The organism is Winogradskyella echinorum (genome assembly GCF_014297365.1).
GTDB lineage: Bacteria > Bacteroidota > Bacteroidia > Flavobacteriales > Flavobacteriaceae > Winogradskyella > Winogradskyella echinorum.
This window is the reverse complement of the sequence record NZ_JACOQD010000002.1, coordinates 163,870-186,078: the sequence shown is the minus strand read 5'-3', so window position 1 is coordinate 186,078 and position 22,209 is coordinate 163,870. Positions and strand designations below refer to the sequence as shown.

The 22,209-nt window shown below is 35.1% G+C and carries 19 protein-coding genes; 7 read left to right on the top strand and 12 right to left on the bottom strand.

The features are described from left to right. Positions 1–167: 167 nt before the first annotated feature. The 11 genes from H8K90_RS08005 to H8K90_RS07955 form a co-directional block, all read right to left on the bottom strand. A complete protein-coding gene (locus tag H8K90_RS08005) occupies positions 168–1,127 on the bottom strand; it encodes a fumarylacetoacetate hydrolase family protein (RefSeq protein WP_186845443.1) in 960 nt (319 codons plus the stop codon). A 15-nt stretch (positions 1,128–1,142) separates the two neighbouring features. Next, on the bottom strand, positions 1,143–2,282 hold the full coding sequence (locus tag H8K90_RS08000; protein WP_186845442.1) for an FAD-dependent monooxygenase: 1,140 nt from the start codon (positions 2,280–2,282) through the stop codon (positions 1,143–1,145). A 37-nt stretch (positions 2,283–2,319) separates the two neighbouring features. Beyond that, entirely contained in the window at positions 2,320–3,435 is a 1,116-nt protein-coding gene (locus H8K90_RS07995; RefSeq protein WP_186845441.1) for an alpha/beta hydrolase family protein, read from the bottom strand. A gap of 112 nt (positions 3,436–3,547) precedes the next feature. Continuing rightward, positions 3,548–4,540, bottom strand: a complete 993-nt coding sequence (locus H8K90_RS07990) for a VOC family protein (protein WP_186845440.1) — start codon at positions 4,538–4,540, stop codon at positions 3,548–3,550. A gap of 360 nt (positions 4,541–4,900) precedes the next feature. Further along, positions 4,901–5,527 carry an O-methyltransferase gene (locus H8K90_RS07985; protein WP_186845439.1) on the bottom strand — a complete coding sequence of 209 codons (627 nt, stop codon included), beginning with the start codon at positions 5,525–5,527 and terminating at the stop codon, positions 4,901–4,903. Between the two features lie 6 nt (positions 5,528–5,533). Further along, positions 5,534–5,827: a DUF3861 domain-containing protein gene (locus H8K90_RS07980; protein ID WP_186845438.1), complete on the bottom strand. Its 294-nt coding sequence runs from the start codon at positions 5,825–5,827 to the stop codon at positions 5,534–5,536. A gap of 4 nt (positions 5,828–5,831) precedes the next feature. Next, positions 5,832–7,043 carry an MFS transporter gene (locus H8K90_RS07975; RefSeq protein WP_186845437.1) on the bottom strand — a complete coding sequence of 404 codons (1,212 nt, stop codon included), beginning with the start codon at positions 7,041–7,043 and terminating at the stop codon, positions 5,832–5,834. A gap of 11 nt (positions 7,044–7,054) precedes the next feature. Beyond that, positions 7,055–8,683 (bottom strand): arylsulfatase, encoded by a 1,629-nt coding sequence (locus H8K90_RS07970; RefSeq protein WP_186845436.1) that lies wholly within the window; start codon positions 8,681–8,683, stop codon positions 7,055–7,057. 114 nt (positions 8,684–8,797) lie between these two features. After that, complete coding sequence (locus H8K90_RS07965; protein ID WP_186845435.1) at positions 8,798–11,656, bottom strand: TonB-dependent receptor; 2,859 nt, start codon at positions 11,654–11,656, stop codon at positions 8,798–8,800. A gap of 492 nt (positions 11,657–12,148) precedes the next feature. After that, positions 12,149–13,057 carry a helix-turn-helix domain-containing protein gene (locus tag H8K90_RS07960; RefSeq protein WP_186845434.1) on the bottom strand — a complete coding sequence of 303 codons (909 nt, stop codon included), beginning with the start codon at positions 13,055–13,057 and terminating at the stop codon, positions 12,149–12,151. 24 nt (positions 13,058–13,081) lie between these two features. Then, positions 13,082–13,843 carry a cyclase family protein gene (locus tag H8K90_RS07955; protein WP_186845433.1) on the bottom strand — a complete coding sequence of 254 codons (762 nt, stop codon included), beginning with the start codon at positions 13,841–13,843 and terminating at the stop codon, positions 13,082–13,084. Positions 13,844–14,059: 216 nt separating this feature from the next. On the opposite strand from H8K90_RS07955, the gene H8K90_RS07950 reads away from it, so the two are divergent. After that, positions 14,060–15,130 carry an aromatic ring-hydroxylating dioxygenase subunit alpha gene (locus H8K90_RS07950; RefSeq protein ID WP_222611338.1) on the top strand — a complete coding sequence of 357 codons (1,071 nt, stop codon included), beginning with the start codon at positions 14,060–14,062 and terminating at the stop codon, positions 15,128–15,130. Continuing rightward, on the top strand, positions 15,120–16,103 hold the full coding sequence (locus H8K90_RS07945; RefSeq protein ID WP_186845432.1) for a PDR/VanB family oxidoreductase: 984 nt from the start codon (positions 15,120–15,122) through the stop codon (positions 16,101–16,103). The genes H8K90_RS07950 and H8K90_RS07945 overlap by 11 nt, the downstream gene beginning before the upstream one ends. A 61-nt stretch (positions 16,104–16,164) precedes the next feature. On the opposite strand, the gene H8K90_RS07940 is transcribed toward H8K90_RS07945, so the two are convergent. Then, positions 16,165–17,034, bottom strand: coding sequence for a helix-turn-helix domain-containing protein (locus H8K90_RS07940; protein ID WP_186845431.1), 870 nt, complete (start codon positions 17,032–17,034; stop codon positions 16,165–16,167). A gap of 255 nt (positions 17,035–17,289) precedes the next feature. On the opposite strand from H8K90_RS07940, the gene pcaH reads away from it, so the two are divergent. From pcaH to H8K90_RS07915, 5 genes are read left to right on the top strand one after another with little or no spacing between them, the layout of a single operon-like run. Then, on the top strand, positions 17,290–17,997 hold the full coding sequence (gene pcaH / locus H8K90_RS07935; protein WP_186845430.1) for a protocatechuate 3,4-dioxygenase subunit beta: 708 nt from the start codon (positions 17,290–17,292) through the stop codon (positions 17,995–17,997). Positions 17,998–18,006: 9 nt separating this feature from the next. Next, positions 18,007–18,546: a peptidase associated/transthyretin-like domain-containing protein gene (locus tag H8K90_RS07930; RefSeq protein ID WP_186845429.1), complete on the top strand. Its 540-nt coding sequence runs from the start codon at positions 18,007–18,009 to the stop codon at positions 18,544–18,546. A gap of 14 nt (positions 18,547–18,560) precedes the next feature. Next, a complete protein-coding gene (gene pcaB / locus H8K90_RS07925) occupies positions 18,561–19,871 on the top strand; it encodes a 3-carboxy-cis,cis-muconate cycloisomerase (RefSeq protein ID WP_186845428.1) in 1,311 nt (436 codons plus the stop codon). Positions 19,872–19,875: 4 nt separating this feature from the next. After that, positions 19,876–21,006, top strand: coding sequence for a bifunctional 3-oxoadipate enol-lactonase/4-carboxymuconolactone decarboxylase PcaDC (gene pcaDC / locus H8K90_RS07920; RefSeq protein WP_186845427.1), 1,131 nt, complete (start codon positions 19,876–19,878; stop codon positions 21,004–21,006). Between the two features lie 4 nt (positions 21,007–21,010). Continuing rightward, the gene (locus H8K90_RS07915; RefSeq protein WP_186845426.1) at positions 21,011–22,204 is read left to right on the top strand and encodes a 4-hydroxybenzoate 3-monooxygenase; all 1,194 of its coding nucleotides are present in this window, start codon (positions 21,011–21,013) and stop codon (positions 22,202–22,204) included. Positions 22,205–22,209 lie beyond the last annotated feature (5 nt).

Genomic DNA, 22,209 nt, shown 5'->3' with positions numbered 1-22,209 from the left:
AATAGAAAAATTGAATGAGTAAATGTGTGTGGAATGGATAAAATGTCAAGATTATTTTTTTCAATTTTAGCTAAATATTATTTTAGCCCTCTTGACATTTTTTATTTAATATCTCTATAGAAGTTCGAGTTTAGCTTTTCTTTGAGTTTTTTATTTTTAAAGATAAATCAAACTACTGTATTTTTTAATATTCCTATATTTTCAATTTCTAATTCTACAATATCTCCAGGCTCTAATGATCTATGTACTGAAAAATTTTTTTCAATTAAACTTCCCCAACCAACAGTACCACTCCCTAAAATATCACCTGGCATTAAAGACACATTATTTTCTGAAGCTCGTTTTATCATTTGTGGAAAAGTCCAATACACGGTTTTGTAATTTCCTTCACAGATAGTCTCGCCGTTTATTCGTGCCGTCATTTTTAAATCGAAACGACCATCTGTAGTATGTGGCATTTGCAAATGCTCTGGATGTGTTTCTCTTGAAATCGTACATCTATATTTCTCGAACTCATCTTTAGTTACAATACATGGTCCGATAGCATTGGCGAAATCCTTGCCTTTGTGCGGCCCAAGAGGCACGGTCATTTCTTGTCTTTGAATTGCTCTTGCAGTCCAATCATTAAAAATAGTATATCCAAAAATATAATCATCTGCATTTTCATCCTGAATATCATTACCTTTCTTACCAATAATAACAGCTAGCTCCAATTCTATGTCAAATTTGGTTTCTTTTTCTGGTCGTTTAATTTCATCATTTGGCCCAAAAATAGCTTGGTGATTGGTAAAATAGAAAATAGGAATATTATACCATTCTGGGCTAACAGTATGCCCAAAAGTCTTTGAAGCATTTAACATGTGCTCCTCAAAAGCAACATAATCTCTAAAACTTCTTGGATTCGTTAATGGAGCCAATAGTTTTACTTCTGATAGTTGATAATGAGGTGCTACATTTTCTAGATTATTATCTTTTATAATTTTGAAATAGCGTTCATGGTCATCTATAAAACTAAGCATATCATTTGGCAAATTTGGGTCTGCTTTTTTCATGCCGACTACGCCTTCTCCTTTAAGCCATCCGGTATGAACAGTGCCTAGTTTATCTTCAAATGTTACTAATTTCATAGCTATTCAATTTTATTAGATGGGCTGCATTAAAACACCCATTGCCTTACCAATAACCTGACCTATATTTGCTCCTTCAGGTAACTGATTTCCTTCAAACTCTAATAATTCCCATTCTGCGAGAGTCTCAGATGCTGTTACAATAGCCATACAGCGTTCATAACGTCTTTTCATAAAGGCTTTAAATGCTTCTTCTACTGTACCAGCCTGTTCTAATTCTTCTGCCAAAACTACACCATCTTCCAAGGCTAATGCAGCACCAGAACCTAATTGCGGTACAGTTGCATGCGCACCATCGCCAATAACTATAGCTCTGTTTTTATACCAAGGGTCTGGCAAATGACTAGCTTCTATTGGGCGATAGTTTACTAAATCTGGATCTGTAATTTGTTCTCTGGCATCTTGAGCAATTTTAATAGGAAACTCAGCTAAATACTCTTTTAGCATAGGAATATAAGCTGATTTTTCAATCCATGGGTTATCTGCTCCTTCAGCAGATACCAAAAACATATACATACTATCTTCTGACATTGGTATAAACCCAATTTTACTGCGCTTTCCATAATACATATATGCAGTATCTAAATCTTCATGCTTTTTAAAAGCATATCGCCAAACTGAAACACCCATATATTTTGGTTTAAAATCACCAAAAATCAATTTACGCATATCAGAATTTATACCATCTGAAGCGATTAAGATATCATAGGTTTTTTTAGTGTTATCGGTAAAAGTTACGGTAACGTCATCTGTATCATTTTCGATATGACTTACTGTAGTTCCCATTTTATAGTGAACACCAAGTTTGATAGCTCTTTCATACATGATTTCATGCAAAGTACGTCTTGAAATACCATTATGGCTTGGGTATTTTCCCATTGGTGGTGCTCCTGCAAGACCAATAAAATGACCTGTTGCGGTATTCATTTTTAATTGCCCGTATGGGTATCCCTGCTTCATAGTTTCATCTGCTAGACCTAATAAATCTAGTGCTCTTAAAGCATTCATTTGTTGAATGATTCCTACACCATATACATTGTATACATCTAGTCTTTCTGCTATTTCAACTTCAACACCATTTTGGGCTAAAGCAATTGCCACAGATTGACCACCAATGCCTCCTCCAACTACAAGTACCTTTTTTACTGCTGCCATGTGTTTTCTTTTTTAAATTATACTGTAATACGAAGAGCTATGCATGAATTTTTTCAGCAATCCAATCGTACATATCTAACGTTGGCATAAAATTATCTACTTGACAATGTTGTGCACCGCTTTCTCCTTCTGGAACAATTTTCATTTTATGCTCACAAGTCAAATGCTTTTCTAGTGTGATGGCATGTTCTGCAAAATTTTGCTTATCGCCACCGCCATGCATAATGAATGTAGGCATTGAAATTTTTTCTGCAACGCCATTTTCCAGTGTAAAGCCTTCTAGTTTTTTAAGCACTCCTTCGTAGGTATCCTCATCCATAATATGCTGTACAATTTCCGCCAGCGGATGTTTACCACTTCGGCCAGCCCAAACGGAATAATAAGACCAAACGGCACCAAAAATCATACATACTTTAAAACGTGGCTCAAATGCTGCACAACGAGCTGCCATATAGCCACCCATCGATACACCTGCAATACCCACACTTGTAGTGTCCACTTCATCCTTTAAGTTGTCTAAAACCCAATCCAATACAGCTGTACCGGCCACATTATAATCGTGTCTAGAATGAATATGGTTTAGACGTAACGCTGCGCCTTGACCTGGTCCATCCATTGCTAATAAAGCGATGCCTCTTTCCATCAAGTGGTCTCCAATTCCGAAATAGAGTTCTTCAGCCAAACTATCTAATCCACCAAACATAACCATAACTGGTGGGTTTTTTACGCCCTTAGGCTTGAAAAGATACCCAGGTAAAAAAGAACCTTCAAAAGGGACTTCTACTGTTAGTGGTTTCTCTTCAAAGTATTTTGTTGCATTAATAAATGCCTGACGTGCTTTCACGTAGGTCTTAATTTTTCGGTCATCATGCAGATTCATGAAAAACTCAGCCGTACGCAGATAATTGAACGCTCTTAAATAGGTTCTTCTTGCAGAAACAAAAGCTTTCTTATTCTCGTAATCTTCTGCCCATTCATAAACTTCGTTGCCTTTGTTTAACCAAGCTATATTAAAGGTCTCTCTATTGTCTGGGTCAATATTACCTGCTACTTCCAAAATTTCTGCAAATTCACCACCGCCATAATGGGCTTGGGTTAACGCTCTATTTACTTGGTACGAAGGCATATATTTGCCCGGAAAAAAATGCCACATAATGTATTTTTAATTTTGATATTAGTACTCTAATAACCTTAATGTTAATGAGTACCCGCTATCTATTTTTATTTATTTTCTTTTGCTTACAATTCAATAGTTGTGATACCACTTAAATATCTACAGGCTTAACCGTACCATCCTCTGAAAGGCCTAGTTTTTTCCCTTTTGCCATTTCCGCAAACGGATTTACAGAGCCCCAAGCATCATTAGGATTATCTTTTAAATAATGCACATCTAAATGGTCTGGTGCAAACACCAATCTGGCACAGGCATAGAATTCAAATAGAACGCCACTTCCAGGGTCACGTATGTATATAAAGAAACCTTCATCAGCCTTATGTCTGGTTGGTGCTCCCATTACGCTTTTGTGCCCTTTTTCTATAAAGTAATCTAAAGCTAACAGAACTTCTTCTCTGCTATCTACATTCCAGCAAATATGGTTTAATACTGCCTCATTAGGTTCAATATTTGGGTCTGTAAAAATTGCGATGTCATGCGATAGATTGGCAATGGTATGCAAGCCACCAATAGGTGGAATATGGTCTTCAATACGAATTTCATCAGGGTTTTTTAACCCTAAGCCTTTCCAAAATGCTTTTTCTGCAGGATAGGCTCCTTTTGAAACCATATAGGTAACATGGTCAAATCTTCTAGGGTTTGCACCTTTTAGACGATTACTAGAATATCGGTCTGCGTAAATACTTCCTCTTTCTCCTTCTTCACGTAACCATTCTACATCCCAGAATACTTCATGCATATGTCCTTCAGGAGATTTAAAACGATAGGCTTTTCCGTGACCTAAATCTGGTTCTTCCCAGCCTAGACCGGCTCCAATGCTATCTAAATATTCCACTGCCTCTTCCAAAGCTTCAGGACTATCAGCACGCCATCCTAAGTGACCTAAACCTGATGTTTTACTTTGCGTTAATTTTAAGGTATGATGAAAGTAATCACCCCATGCTCTCAGATAGACAGATTTTTCGGTTCTTCCTGTTTCATCCATTCCAACAACATCCCTGAAAAATTCTACAGATTTATCTAAGTTCTCAGTAAGCACTTCAATGTGCGCTAATTGCGAAAAATAATGTGGGTTCTTTGCCATTTTATAAAAATTTATTTTTTAATAAGAATTTTCTAATTCAAATTTAATTCTTCTCTGTTGTTTTAGTTAATCAGTAATCAGCTAATTATATTCAAAATCAACTCTTTTAATAGTATTTTATAGATATGTCTAAAATTAATATTCATTTCACATTCAAAACTTCTTTAGTTTAAATTAAGAGATGTCAATTGTTTTTACATATTAATAGACCATTTATATTTCTCTGCATCGGTTACATAACCCGTTTCAATTACAAATTTTTCAAATTGTTGGTAGCTCACAGGTTCTAGACCTTAACACTTTTATTACAAGAATAAAAGCAGCAAAATGCAAAAAAAAGGATACCTCTAAATAATTCCATCATGAGTGATATTGACTTACTTCTATACCACTTCCAATAGGTAACAATATTGATGTAAAAGTCTCTTTCGCTCTAATTATATTTTGATAAGCTTCTGATTCTTTTTTAGAAATAGGTGGAAAAATCATATTATCACCCAATACCCATGCACCATCATTTAATTTAGGCGAAAACAAATTGAAACAAGGCACATATAATTCTTTCCATAAATCTAAAAGAACAAAGTCAAAAGTTTCTGTAGCATTTTTTATGTTTAATAAAGCATCACCATGTCTGAAATCGACAAATTTTGATAAACCAGCTTTTGATATTTTATCTTTGGCATACATTATTTTATCTAAATTATTCTCTAAAGTAATAACCTTACCGCCATTTGTTCTAGCTGCCTCAGCTAACCAAAGTGTTGAATACCCGTAAGAGGTCCCTATCTCTAAAATACTTTTAGATTTAGCTGATTTTATTAAAGTATTCATGAAAATAGCGGCATCTTCACCAACAGGAAGTAAAAACTCATCTCGACGTTTCATTGCATCAACTTTAGATAATGATTCCATTAACTGATTTTCATCATTCACGCGTTTATCATAATCTTCTAAAACTTTTTTAAAACTTGGATCTAGCTGCATAAATTATTAACTTGACTTTATTTTTTTCATTAATTCACCAAAAGCTGGTCTGAAATCTTCAAATAGTGGATTGTCTTTGTTTTTTAACATAACTTCACTAAAAAGTTTAAGTCCAATTGCAAATTCAACCGAATCTTGTTCTGTTTTAAAACGGTTTCTTTTTTTCATTTTTTCAATAATGGCAAATATGTTGTCATGATTTCCAAATTCTAATTCAATAGGCTCGTAAATCGTATCATCTGGTCTTAATAGTTCTAAGAGTTCTAATCTTAATTTGTATGTATTTGCTTTTTTCATCATCTTTTTAATTAACCTCTTCTGCAGGAAATTCTTTACCTTTTGTTTCCTCTAACTTAGAAAGGAAAAACAAGGATAATACTGCTAATACGGCAGCTACCCATAAAAATGCTGATTCATCAAATATATCTGAAAGTGCTCCAGATATAGCAGGTACAATTACACCACCTACAATTTCTGCAACCGCAGTCACAAAACCAATCGCTTTAGCTTTTAAATGATTAGGTACAGCTTCTGAGGGTACTATAGCAGCAACTAATGGTATCGCACCAACCATAGCATAACTTAAAAACATAGCTGGTAAATGAATACTTGATCCATTTAAAAAATATACCACAAAAGGATAAAATATACCTAAACTAATAGCGATATAGAGTGCTTTTTTTCTTCCGATTTTATCTGATATACCTGGAAAAAAAAGAGATGACAAAAGCATGGCAACTCCCAGTAAACCCATGGTCTTTTGCATATCACCTGCCGACATGCCTTGTACATCAGTAAAATATTTGGTAATAAAAGGAATGGTAGCAAACCACCATCCAAAAACACAACAAGCCAAAGCTGTTCCCCATTTAATGTTTTTATAAGCCCAAATTTCTTTTAGTGCAAAACCTGTATTGTTTTTAGCACCTCTACTTTCTGTAGTCGACTTTTTAAGATAGAAGACCGCAATTAGACCTAATACCAAACCAGGAACACCTGCTATATAAAAGGCTGTACGCCAACCCATATTTTCAGCTATCTGAATCAAAATTACTGGTGCTAAAATGGAACCGAATAAGGCACCACCAACGGCTTGTAATATACCTACATTAAGACCAAGTCTACTAGGTGTTGACTCCCGTTCCACAAAGACCTGCGCCAATGGAATTACTGGACCTTCAGCCAAACCCATAATTAAACGGGCCACCAATAATGTACCAAAACCAATCGCTAAACCAGATCCGAAAGAGCAAATAGAAAAAATGAAAATTGCTAAAATAAAAGTAATTTTATTTTTGTTTTTAGACTCAGACCAAGCCGTTGTAAAATAACTAGAAAAGGCCCAAGCTAATGATAAACCAGCAGCTAATAAGCCTATTTGAGTATTATTAAGACTTAGGTCTTTTGCTACATAAGGCACCAAATAGTTAAGTGCAAGCCTGTCAAAAAACAACACACCAAAGGTTAGTGCCATTAAGCTCACTATGCCATTTTCATACGAGAAGAGTTTTTTCATTTCTTATATTTTTAGTGTGGTGATTTTCTAAACGGTGTTTTTTTACTCATTTCCTCTGACCATGCAAAAACGCCATTGGCATTTGCCCATTCGTTATAAATAGCATCCATTTTTGCAATGGTTTCTGGTTGTGAGTCTGCAATATTATTTGTTTCTGTTCTATCCGCAGCTAGGTCATATAACTCCCATGTATTTCCTGGATACACTGAAACTCCTTTTAAATCTCCCAACCAAACCGCACGATCACCAAACCATTCAAAACAAATGGGTTGTTCTCTTTTCCAATCTTCACCTTGTAATAATGGCAGAAAACTTTCACCTGCTAGGGAGTTAACTTTTATGCCATTATAGGTTTCTGGATAATCAATTTGAGCAATATTTAATAAGGTTGGCATAATATCAATAACATGTGTGCCGCCCTTTAATATATTGCTCTTTTCTTTTTGACCTGGATATCGAATTATGAACGGAGTAGCTACTCCGCCTTCATAAGGAGAAGATTTGTAGCTTCTTAAAGGACTATTTGAAACTTGAGCCCAGTTTTTTGTGTAAGCTTCCATAGAACCAGCTGTACCAACGGGTCCTTCATTTCGTTTAACAGTAAAAGGCATTTTACCAACATCCATATTTTCTGCTCCGTTATCAGAAAGAAATATGACCACTGTATTATCTAATTGACCAGAAGTACCTAAGTAATTTAAAAGTTTACCAATATTTTGATCCAAATTGTCTACCATTGCAGCATAAACTTCCATTTTCAAGGTCCATTCGCTTTTTTCTTCTGCACTTAGACTATCCCATGGTGGTAATAATTTATCTTTAAAAATATTCCAGTCTTCATTGACTAGGCCTAGTTTTTTAATGTTTTCAAAACGAAGTTTACGTAACTCATCCCAACCCGCATCATATTTGCCTTTGTACTTCGCAATATCCTCAGGTTTTGCATGTAAAGGCCAATGTGGTGAATTATAAGCCATATAGAGAAAGAATGGTTTTTCTTCTGGTTTATCTTTCACAAAATCAATAGCTCTGCTGGTTAATTCATCGGTTAGATAAAAGTCTTCCTTATTTATGTTATAAACCTCATTACCCTCATATAAGAATGCTGTTGAAGGCGGACCTTTTAGTAAAGGCTTAGTATCAAAATAACTAGCACCGCCATCTAAAAATCCAAAGAAATTATCGAAACCTCGTTGTAAAGGCCAATGAGGTTTTTCATTACCAACATGCCATTTGCCAGCCATGTAGGTAGCATAGCCTCCAGTCTTAAATACCTCACCTAAGGTCAAAGATTCTTTATTAAGATACCCTTCATACCCAGGTACACCAAAATCTTCATTAAAAAATCCCATACCTGCTTTGTGCGGATATTGACCTGTAAGCAAACTTGTACGTGAAGGGGCACAAATGGTATTCGTATAAAAACGCGATATTCTTGTGCCTTCAGATGCTAGTCGGTCAAGACTAGGTGTATTTATTTCTGAACCATAATTTCCTAAATCTGAAAAACCCATATCATCAGCCATTATCAAGACAATATTCGGCTTTTTCAGGGATTCAGTTTCTTCTTTTTTTTCTGTTTTCCCCTCTTTACATCCGAGAAAAAACACCATCGCAATTCCTAAAACAAGTATTCTCATAGTTTTCTTTTAAAATTTTATATGCAAGTTATAATTCCTTTTATTTCATAAAACTAAGGATACTAAATTATATAAACTTTGTACCCTTAGTTAAATACAATCAATTAAAAAGAATTAGAATCTATAGGTCGCAGTCAAGAAATAAGCTCTTGGCATACTACCTTGTGTTGAAAATATGGCGTTTGGATTATTAGTAACATCTTCTGGAAGGACATTATCTCTATTTAAGGCTTGTGGAAAACCTCCTGGTCCTTGCCATCCTAATATTCCATATTTGTCAAGTACATTATTAATATTTAATTGTAAGCCGAATTTTTTAGAAAAATCATAACCAAAAGCTAAATCTATATTACCAAATGCAGGTAATAGAAAAGCATTTGGCACATTGGCTTGTCTTGCTCCCATATAGCTATAGTTAAGTGAGCCATAGAACTTTTCACCATTATAAATAGGGTTAATATTAAATATTAGATTAGCAGCATTATCCCCCTCGTTACCTGAATAATTAAGAATAACATCATCATCTGGCCCATCATCTCCTTCTGCCCAAGTTGTATATTTATCGGCAGTTACATCTTGAACAACCCCATTTAATCTAACTAACCATTTGTCTGTTATTCTGTAAGTGGTTTCTAGCTCAAATCCAAAAGTGGTAAATTCGTTAAATTGAAAGTCTGGCGAATATCTTGTCCCATCCGGATTAGAAAATGTTTGAATATTTGGAACATTATTTAAATTGCTATAAAAAGGTGTTGCCACCATTTTTAATTTATCAGTATTTAACTTAAATCCTATTTCAAACTGAGTAATTTCCTCTAAAAGAGCAGGGGTATTAGCAACCAAATTGTCATCATTTAAATCTAAGTAAAAGAATGTTGAAGGTGCTTTGTTACCTCTAGCAAATCTTGCATAAATGGCTTGTTTATCACTAAATTTATAATTTAAACCAGCAGTATATGAAAAGCTATTTAAATCATAATCATAGTTAACTGGCGCACCTTCCGTTCCTCCTCCGTTATCCCAAAGAGTTAAAGGATCTCCATCGCGACCTCCATAAGAGGCATCACCTTGTTGAGGATTTGGAACACCTATAGTATTAAATCCTTCTGATGTTACGCTCTCATATCGCATTCCATAGTCTAACGTAAGTTTTTCTGTAATTTTCCAATTATGACCGAAGAATAATGCGAAAATACCTTGTGTGGTTTCCCCATTGTCAGAACCTGACCAACCAACATTCATAAACCCTTCAGGGCTTGTAACCTGATACGTATTTCCGTTATTAGCTTCTAATCTAATTTGTGCTGGTACAGGGCGATCTTGAATTAAGCCTCCACTTAGTCCCATACCTTTACTCCAGTTAGTAACATCTAATTTAGATCGGCTGTAAAAACTTCCTAAGTTAAAACTACTTTTCTCCGTTTTTTTGCTAAACACTAATTGATTTGCTATTTCGTTTCTATCTATATCTTGGTAGAACATCGGCATAAACAATAATGAATGATCCTGCACATTTGCACCTGGAAAATTTTGATTAAAGCCAGGAGTTAGACTTATTTGTGGCCCTGGACCCCATCCAAAATCAACACTTCCAAAATCTGTACCTGTTGTTGGGTCGGTAAAAATATATGTACCAGTTCTTGCAGGATTTGGACCTCCAATTAGTCCACCTGGAATACCATAAAACGCCGTACTTAATACACTTATTGGTGTTACAACAGCAGTACCATTTCTTTCGTCATCTTTTCTAGAATATTTAAAATCATTTTTTAAAGAAAAACCGTTTCCAAGATCTTGTTTCCAATTAAACCCTATAGCTTTATCAATGTTATGTAATAAATTTGTCGGGTCGAAATTTCTAGTACCCTCTTCGTTAAATGGTATATCAATATCAAATTCATAAAGTGCATAAGAATCATATTTAGAAAATCCGTCTGCAATATCTGGATCATCCCAATTTCTAGAAGGTATAAAAGCCATTCTATCATTTTTATCATTCAAATACTTCAGGTTTATTTGTAACGAACCAGTATTATATTTTTTTAAGAAATTTGCTCTGATTTGCCCTCCTTTATTAATAGCGTATCCACGATCTCTTGCTCCATCTGATTGCCTTAAAAACCCACCGACATTGTAGGTCCAACCTTTAGCAAGTGGTCCACCAAAATTAAGATCAACTCTTTGATAAGGGTTTTGTCCATTGCCTTCAAGTCCGTATTTTGCTCTTACTTCACCAGAAAAAGTATCACCACCTGTTTTTGATACATAATTAAAAATTCCACCTGGTGCGTTTGCGCCTAAAATGGAAGCTGTTCCACCTCTTACAGCCTCAACACGTTTTGTCATGGCATCTGCTCTTAAAAATAAATCTGGAAATAACTCAACATTTGTAACAGGCAAGCCATCTTCTTGAAGTGACACATATCTGTATCCATTAATGTTGTCAATAGAATTTGCAGATAAACCTCTAGAATAAACTGAGTTCCAAATCTCACCTCGAGCTTGATTTACAAATACACCGGGTATATTTTTAAGTAAATCAGCTGAACTTGTTGGTGCAACTCTTGCTAGCTCTTTCGTCCCAATTGTAGAAATAGCAATAGAGGACTCCATTTTTGACCGTGCATCAAAAACACCTGTGATTACTACTTGGTCCAATTGTGACGCGTCCTCTAATAGTGTAATGTTTAAAGGTGCACTTAATGGTACCGAGACTTTAATATTTTGTGTCGAAAAACCAAGATAAGAAACGACTAGAGTATAGTCACCGTCATCTATATCCTTAATGACAAAAAGCCCTTCATAATCCGAGGCTGCACCTTTGGACGTTCCTTCAATATAAACAGAAACACCAGGTAATGGTATTTTGTTTATATCATAAATTTTACCAGTTATTTCACTGTTTTGCGAACTTGCATTGAGGCTTAAAAAAGAACAAAATAGTGTTAAAGCTAGTTTACAGATTGTTTTCATAATGTTGTTGTTATTAGTTAGAATGAGCTATTTTTTAAGAATTAAACAATAATTTAAATGTATTATTTAATTTATCACAATATATCACCTGTCAAAATTAGGATATATCAAAACACATAAAGAATCAAAAAATGGCAAAAACTATTCAAAATCAATCATTATTTATCATTTTTAATTTAAATATATTCATTCATGATAAAAATCATGTTTTATGTTATTTTTTTTGATTAGAACAAAAAGTCAGCATAAAAACTAAAAAAGGAAAGCATATTAAGAAACTAAATTAGTTTTACAAACTAGGTAGAATTTAAGCGATTAAAAAAAGATAATAATTAACCTTTTTAAAATTTTTTATCAGTATGTATAAAAACTGTTAATAAAACAATTCTATTTTTATATAGAATTCAACTCGATAGAATTTAAAAGACTATATAATACTGTATGAAATTATTTGAGATAGATATTAAAAAAAAAGTAAAGCGCAGTATTAAATTAATTTTTTGATGCATATTCTTTTGGCGACATCCCTGTTTGCTTTTTAAAAAAACGGGCAAAATTACTTGGAGTTTGGTTACTTAATTTTACCGCTATTTCAGCAATATTAAGTTGTGAATGCTTTATTAAAGTTTTCGCCTCTAATATCAGCATTTCTTTTAAAAGATCTTGAGCCGTTTTACCTAACGCAGTGCGCACGCATTTATTTAAATAGTTAGGAGTGACGTTCAACATATTGGCATAATCCGCAATACTCTTGTATTCATAAATATGCTTGGTTAGTGCATGCTTGTATCGTTTAGTAATTTCGTAATTAGACTTTCTACTTTTTAAAACTGAAATCGTAGAAACAGACTTTATTTCCTCAAATATAGCTATGAGATATAGCGCAACGAGGTTTCTATTGTATTCTGTCTCTTGGTACAGCATAAACAAACGCCTCATAAGACCCTCAACAATTAAAAGGGTTTTTGAATTTATTGGTATAACGGGATTTGATTGGTATTGAAAAAAAACAAATTGCTCATTCAAAACTACTTTAGGAAATATATCTTGTATCATCTTTTCATTAAAATGACAATAATAGCCCTCAGCATCTTCACTCATCATTTTGTGTTCCGTAATTTGATATGCTGGTAGAAAAAAAATAGCTGGAGCAGTAATGGTATAACTATTAAGTCCTTTTGTTCTTATAGCTGATCCCTTTTTGAGAAAGAAAAAATCATAAAACGTCTTTCGATGCGGAAGCACTTGAAAATTAACCTTATCTACGATGTCATCAATTCTGTTAATATGAAAATCTGGGTGTTTTGTGTTCGTTATTATAGGTAACCATTCAACTTGATGCAAATGAAAGTTCGAAATTTCATAAGAACTTAGCGTTGGTATCGTTTTTTCTTTACCCATTGTAAAAATCTTTTGTACGAAATACTAGTTATCTAAAATCGCTACTGCTCTGGTCCATCCGGCACTGGCTTTTTCAATTTTAGCAGGAAAACATGCTACTTTAAAGCCAAAAGGGGGGAGTTTATCTAGGTTAGCTAATTTTTCTATTTGGCAGTACTCTTTCTCAATACCAACATAGTGTGCTTGCCAAATAACACCCTCTCTTGGGTTTGCTTTAAAATCTGCAGCTTGTAAGTGTAACGGAATATCCCATCCCCAACCATCTGTACCCATAACCTTAATACCTTGATCTATGAGCCAATGAGTAGCTTTTGCAGATGCACCTACATGTATTTTTACATAATCTGGATCATGTAATCTTTTATCGGCATCACATCTAATAAGAACTATATCATAAGGTTTTAGAGTATAATTAATATCCTCTAATTTTTTGATTAAATCTTTTGGCTCAATCATATAGCCATCAGGCTTATCAGTAAAATCTAAAACCACGCCATCTCTAAAAAACCAATCTAAGGGCATTTCGTCTATAGTCCTAGAAGGCTTACCTCCACAAGTTGGAAAATAATGATATGGTGCATCTACATGAGTACCTGTATGAGAATTGACTGTTAGGAATTCACCAGCTGGACCGTTACCATCAGGAAACACAGAACTTTCAACACCACCAAACAGCATGCCTCCCATCTTTTTAGCTCCCTCTTTATGATCTTCATAATTAATGGTCGTTGGAAAAGGTTCTTTTATCTTTTCAGATATGGTAACTGATAAATCTATTAGTATCATAATATCTTATACTTAAGGTTTCAAAACATAAACAAACATATACTGTATATATGTTATTAATACATTTTTTAATTAAAATAGAACGTAAATTTCACTTAAAAAAAACGAAGAATATAATCATTTATCGGATAGTAATATTCAATATCAATCATTTTTAGTGAATTATAAATTAAATTTACGAATTTATATTCAATTTAATAAATTAATATTTCATTTATGCAAAGTTTTACAATGAACGAGTCTTTTCCTTTAAACGCTTGGTACGCTGTAGCATGGGATGTAGAATTAAAAAATGAATTGTTGCCAAGAACTATATGCAACAAACCTTTAGTATTATATAAAAAGAAAGACGGCAGTCCTGTAGCACTAGAAGATGCCTGCTGGCATCGACTTTTACCTTTGTCAAAGGGTAGCCTGCGTGGCGATACCGTAATTTGTGGCTACCATGGACTGGAATATAATAGTGATGGTCGTTGTTCTTACATGCCATCTCAAGAAACTATCAATCCATCAGCCTGTGTAAGATCCTATCCTATTACATTAAAATATCGATTTTTTTGGGTGTGGATGGGAAACCCTGCACTCGCTGATGAGGCATTAATACCAGATATGCATTGGAATGATGATCCAGATTGGGCTGGTGACGGACAAATGATAAAGGTACATTGCAATTATAGATTGGTAGTAGATAACCTGATGGATCTTACACATGAAACCTTCGTGCATTCAGAAAGTATAGGTGATCGTAATGTAGCAGAAGCCCCTTTTGATGTGCATCATGAGGACAAAACAGCTACCGTAACACGTTGGATGAAAGGGATAAAACCTCCACCTTTTTGGAAAGGACAATTGAATAAGATTATAAATCATGATGGCGAAGTTGATCGTTGGCAAATTATCAAATTTGAAGCGCCATGTACCGTAAATATTGATGTTGGAGTTGCTATTTCAGGCACTGGAGCTCCAGAGGGTGACCGTTCAAAAGGGGTTAATGGTTATGTATTGAATACTATTACTCCTTCTACTAATCAAACCTGTCTATATTTTTGGGCCTTTAGCAGAAATTATAATATAAAAGACCAAAGCAATACGACTGAACTTAAAAACGGTGTAGCTCGTATTTTTGCACAAGATGAAGATATTTTAGAGGCCCAGCAAAAGGCAATCAACGAAAACCCAAATAGGGAATTCTATAATTTAAATATTGATGCCGGAGCCATGTGGGCGAGAAGAATTACGGATAATATGGTTCGTAAAGAACTAGAAACAAGAACTGATGCGATATAGAAACTCATGGGATGATGCTACCATAGTAGCAATAGAACGAGTAGCAAAGTCTGTAATGCAGCTGCAAATTTCACCTACTATTGGCACTACAGAATCCTTCACGGTTGGGGCACACATAGATGTGTCTGTTTTAATTGATGGTAAAACTGAAATTAGGAGTTACTCCTTGGTTGGTGAATATGCGTCCAATAAACCCTATATCATTGCGGTAAAATTGTTGCCTTCAAGTAAGGGTGGTTCAAAATACATGTGGTCTTTAAAAATTGGGAACAAAATAAGGATCTCACAACCCACAAATAATTTTGAACTGAGCCATAATACTAAAGACTATCTTTTGATTGCTGCTGGTATTGGTATTACTCCAATAATGGGTATGGTAAAGACCTTAAAAAGAAAAAATGAGGTTAAGGTAAAAATGCTCTATGCAGGTAACAATGAAGAGGAAATGCCTTTTATCGAGGAATTGAAATCTATTCTAGGACCAGATTTAGTGTTGCATTATAGTGATAAAAATGGGTATTATGATACATCAAAATTATTAGATTGTACGAATGCTAAAACACAAATTTACTTATGCGGACCATTACCGTTTATGAACGCTGTTAGAAAAACATGGGAAGAAGGCCCCTTTGATAATTCTAATTTACGTTTTGAAACTTTTGGAGCATCTGGTCTATTTGCTCCTCAAGAATTTTTGGTTAGTATTCCAAGGTTTAACAAAACACTAACGGTAAAAAAGAACCAAACAGTATTACAGGCTTTGCAAGATGCTAAAATCGATGTTATGTATGATTGTAAAAAAGGAGAATGCGGATTATGCCAAGTTACTATTGTCGAATATTCTGGAGATATTGACCATCGTGATTGCTTTTTTAGTGAAGAAGAAAAAGGGGAGAACCATAAAATGTGTGCCTGTGTAAGTAGAGTAGCTAATGGAAATATTACAATCGATACGGGTTACAGAGGCTCATAAATCAACTCATTTATATTAGTTAAATGTCACAACACATTCAACAAATCTTAAAATAAGATAACTACCCCTTACGAAACTCCCCAGGTGTCACACCGACCCGCTTCTTGAATAATCTATTAAAATAAGCAGGGTCATTAAAATTAAGAAAATAGGCGACTTCAGATATGGAATATGAAGTGTTCAAAAGGTATTTTTTAGCCTCATTCAGCGTATAGTCTTGTACTACTTTTAATGCCGATTTTTCGGCCACGGTTTGGCAAACTCGGTTAAGGTGCGTTTGAGTAATACCAATGGCTTTAGCGAACTTTTTAATAGAGGGTAAGTCTTTGGAATTTTGACGAATTAAATCTTGAAACTGCTGATAATAAGCAAGATTTCGGTTATTAGAAATTAATGCATTAGCAGTTGTCCTAAATTTTTCGCGATATAATTGGAGATATAACAATTCAAAATAAATGGTAATCGCCAAAAGTTTTTCTGAGGCTTCGATTAATAATTCCTCCTCTATTTTAGATTTTAAATATAAAATTTCATCAACAATTTCAGAATGGGCTTCAAAGGTAAAATTAGATAGGCGTTTGCTTTCATTTTTAATCTGCGGACGGTCTTTTAAAAGTGTTTCAAAAAAAGAAATAGATAAGGTAATGACATCTCCCGTAATTTGTGGTTCAAAATGAAAACCATGCAAAACATTCGCAGGTACAGTGACGACACATGGAGCTTGTAAAATCATCTTTTCTCCTTCTGAATACAATTCACCCTTGCCTGATTCAATAATAAATAACTGCACCAAATCTGTATGAAAGTGCTCTTGTATTTCCCATGAATACACTCTACTGCGTTCTTCTAAGGGTTCTATATGAATAAAATCAGTAACAAAGGGGAGTTGTTGTTCTCCATATAAGCCTTTATATCTAAGAATATCGTTCATAAATGTCTATTTTAAACAATTATATTAAAATATATAAAAAATATTATAATCTTTATTATCAATGATTTATGTATATATTTTACAATAAATCAAATATAAATATAATAAAATGTTTATTTAGTACAATTATAAAAATAAATTATCCAACCAAAACCCTTTGACTATAACTAATTTCGATTTTAGTAAAATCTTTTATGTATCCTTTACCAAGAACATGCACACGTAAAGATTATCGAACACCAACAAATTTATAGTATGAGCAGTATATTAAACACCGGTTTTGACCCAGAAGTACAGCCACCATATTTGGATACGGCTTACAAGTCTACTATTTTAAGAGCACCTTCAAAACCGCTAATCATGCCGAAGAAATCATTGTCTGACACTACGGGTCCTCTTTTTAAAGATTTTAATTTAGGGAGCTTAGACCATGACCTTACCAAAAACGCTATAAAAATTGCCGAACCTCTTGGAGAACGTATTGTAGTGCATGGCAAGGTAACCAATGAAAAAGGGCAGCCTATACCGCATACCCTTATCGAGATTTGGCAAGCAAATTCTGCAGGCAGATATGTACATAAAGTAGACCAGCATGCTGCGCCTATTGACCCTAATTTTTTAGGTACGGGTCGTTGCATCACAGATGCAGAAGGAAATTATAAATTCTACACCATTAAACCCGGAGCTTATCCTTGGGGCAATCACCCTAATGCATGGCGTCCTGCACATATACATTTATCATTGTTTGGTAATCAAATTTCTAGTCGGTTAATTACCCAAATGTATTTTCCAAATGACCCATTATTTAAGTACGATCCAATTTTTAATGCCGTCCCACCAAAAGGAAGAGACTTATTGGTGTCGACCTTTGATTTAAACCTTACCGAACCAAGCTTCGCACTTGGATATCGGTTCAATATTGTTCTAAGAGGCCATAATGCAACCCCATTCGAAAACCAATAAGAAGCCGTTATGAAAGAGAAGATACAACTACAAACCCCTTCACAAACCATCGGTCCATATTTTGCTTATGGCTTAACACCAGAGCAGTATAACTATGACTTTCCGTCTTTGGTAGACGGAAATATGGTCAAAAATGTGCATGGAAATGAGGTCATTACAATCACTGGTATTGTTTATGATGGCCATGGAAATCCCATTGATGATGCAATGCTAGAGCTTTGGCAAAATGATGGTGAGCATAAACGATTTGGTCGTTATGGTACAGGGACTGATAAGAATAATGCTTTCACCTTTACAACCATAAAACCAAAACCAATAGATGGTAATGCACCATTCATTAATGTGATTCTCTTTATGCGAGGTCAGTTATTACATTCCTATACGCGTATATATTTTTCTGATGAAGTAGCCTTGAATGCCACCGATGAAACCTTAAGAAGCATTCCAGAAGAACGTAGAGAAACCGTCGTCGCTAAAAAAGAAGGTGAAAGCTATGTGTTCAACATACATATGCAAGGCGATAAAGAAACCGTTTTCTTTAAACTATAACTTTAATCAACCCTATGTCTTTATATACAGAAACCTTTTATGCTCGTGAAATAACTGAATTGTTTTCGGACAGGAGTGCTATTGCAAAACTATTACAAGTAGAAGCAGCATTAGCTATTGCTCAAGCAGAGGTAGGTATCATTCCAGACAGTGCAGCAAAAATTATTTCAGATTGCTGTGTAATAGATGCCATTGACACTATATCATTAAAAAACGACATAGTGTTGGGTGGTAATGTTGCCATTCCGTTAGTAAAGCAACTCACCAAAATAATTAAGAATCGGGATTTTGAAGCCTCTAAATATGTGCATTTAGGCGCCACAAGTCAAGATATTATTGATACGGCCACTATACTGACTATTAAGGAGTATTTAATTTGGTTAGAAGAAAAATTAATCCGTTTAGAAAAGACCTTACTCATACAGACCAAAAATCATAAGCATACGTTAATGATTGGAAGGACCTTGCTACAGCAAGCAAAACCCATAACTTTCGGATTAAAAACTGCAGGTTGGCTAGAAAGTATTTCTAGAGCTAAAGACAGAATTAAAGATGTAAAAAAGCGATTATTATGTATACAACTTGGTGGTGCAGTTGGCAGTGGTAATGCTAATATAACAGATGAAGTTCAAGCCGCTTTTGCTAAAAACTTGCAATTACAAGAGGTTTTTCCATGGCAGTCTCAGCGTGATTCGTTGGTTGAATTCGCTTCTTTTTTAGGTATACTATCAGGTTCGCTTGGCAAAATCGCAAAAGATATTTCCTTATTAATGCAAACCGAAGTTGCTGAAGTTTTTGAAGGTGCCGCTGAAAGTAAAGGCGGTTCGAGTACCATGCCACATAAACGAAATCCAGTAAGCTGTGCACTAATTTTGAGTAATGCCACGCGAACACCCGGTTTAGTATCCACAATGCTATCGGCATTGCCTCAAGAGCATGAGCGTTCTGCAGGATTATGGCATGCCGAATGGGAAACGCTAACCCAATTGATGAATTTAACCAGTGGCTCTTTAGTCAAATCTGTTGATTTAATTGGCAATTTAGAAGTAGATAAAGACCGTATGCTTCAAAATATCGAAATCACAAACGGACTCATTTATGCCGAAAGAGTATCTCTGTATTTGTCAAAATCTTTAGGAAAAATGCAAGCGCATGAATCAGTCAAAAAAGCATGTGCTACAGCCATACAAAAGCACAAACATTTAAAGGATGTGGTTTTAGAAATGTATCCTAAAATTGAAAATATTGAAGAATTATTCAAACCAGAAAATGCTATTGGGAATAGTGTTTCTTGGGTCGAAACCCTATTAAAAAAGTATTCATAAGCGTATGAAAACAAATTATAAATTACAAGGAACACCAAATAGTCCAGTGCTCATGTTCTCTAATTCTTTAGGGGCTGACTTAACCATGTGGGATGAATTGGTGCCGTATTTACTACCATATTTTAGGGTTTTACAATATGACACAAGAGGTCATGGACAAAGTGAGCTTACCGATGGTCCGTATACCATAGAAATGCTTGGCCAAGATGTGATCGACCTATTAGATGATTTAAACATAGAAAAGGTTTCTTTCTGTGGATTATCTATGGGCGGATTAATCGGACAATGGTTAGGAATCAATCATCCAGAAAGATTGCACAAGCTAATCATCAGTAATACCAACTCAAAGATTGGTACTGTGGAAGGATGGAACGACCGTATTAAAACCATCAATGAACAAGGCATGCAAGCTATTGTCGATGCCACAATGGATAAATGGTTTACCGAAAGCTATCACCTAACTCATCCATCCCGCGTAGCGGAAATGACAAATATATTTTTAGCGAACCGAACAGCGGGTTATAATGCCTGTTGTGCTGCCATTGGTACTGCAGACTTTAGAGGAGACATTAAGAATATTCCTTTAGAGACATTAATCATTACAGGTGATGAAGATGCTGTTACCAATGTAGCTCAGGCAAAAGTGATGCAAAAAGAAATTAAGAACGCAAAACTAAAAGTGTTTCATGCCAGACACTTACCGAGCACAGAATTACCAAGCTATTACGCAGAAACGCTTATCAATTTTATAGTTGGCGAAGATACTTTTGATAGAGGAATGCATGTGCGCCGTACCGTTTTAGGCAATGCACACGTAGATAAAGCAAACGGCAACAAAAATGAGTTCAATTCTGATTTTCAAGAATTTATTTCACATTATGCTTGGGGAGAAATTTGGACACGGCCAGGCCTACCAAAACATAGTCGCAGTCTAATAACTCTGGCGATGTTAATTCCGTTGAATAAAAAGGCCGAGTTTAAAATGCATGTGAAAGCCGCTTTTAATAACGGAGTTACAATTGATGAAATTAAAGAAGTTATAATGCAATCAGGTATCTACTGCGGTTTACCCGCAGCCAATGATGCCATGCATTCGGCCGAAGAGGTATTTGAAAATCTAGGCTTAGAATATTAGCAATATGATAAGCATCAAAACACAAGTCGGAATTATAGGTGCCGGACCTTCAGGAATGGTTTTAGCCAATTGGTTGAAAAAGTATGGTATAGATGCCGTGATTATTGAACTGCGTTCTCGCGAATATGTAGAAGGCAGAGTACGCGCTGGCTTGGTAGAACAGAATACCAAAGATATCTTGAAAGAATTAGGTCTTGATGCTCGAATGAAAAAAGAAGGCATTGTTCATGATGGCGTGTACCTAAGTTTTGATGAAGAACGTATTCATATTCCTTTCGGGGAGTTAACTGGTGGTAGAACTATAACAATTTATGGCCAGCAAGAAATCACCAAAGATTTGACGGATGCTTGGCTCGATGGTGGCGAGACCCTTCATTTTGAAACTAAGGCTACTAAAATTATAGATTTCGATACCAAAAGTCCTAAAATACATTTTGAAAAAGACGGCGAAGAAGGAATTCTGGAATGCGATTTTGTGGCGGCCTGTGATGGTTTTCATGGCATTGGAAGAAAGACCTTGCCAAAGAAAAGTTTCCAGTCCTATGATATTACCTATCCGTTCAGCTGGTTGGGAATATTGGCAAATGTAGCGCCTTCAACAGATGAATTAATATATGCATATCACGAGAATGGTTTTGCATTACATAGTTTACGTTCAGAGACCGTAAGTAGATTATATGTTCAGGTAGACAATGATGAATCGGTAGATAATTGGTCTGATGATAGAATTTGGAGTGAATTATCTAAGCGATTAGCTAACCTTGGTTGGGAGCTTAAAGAAGGTCCTATTTTTGAAAAAAGCATTACCCCAATGCGCAGCCATATGATTGATAGTTTACGAAGTGGGAGATTATTATTGGCTGGCGATGCTGCACATATAGTTCCACCAACAGGGGGTAAAGGCATGAATTTGGCCATTGCCGATGTAAAACATATGGTTGACGCCTTTGTGGCCTATTATAAAACGAATTCTGAAACATTACTCGACACCTATACAAATGATGCCCTTCGTAGAATATGGAGAGCGCAGGACTTTTCTAATTTCATGACCAAATTATTTCACAAACAAGACGCTCATGGGTCATTTACCTATCGCTTACAAAAAGCAAAATTTGATTATCTAAAAGTATCTAGAGCATATAAAACCACCATAGCAGAGAACTATGTAGGGCTACCGTTTGAATCGTTTAAAAATTAAATTCC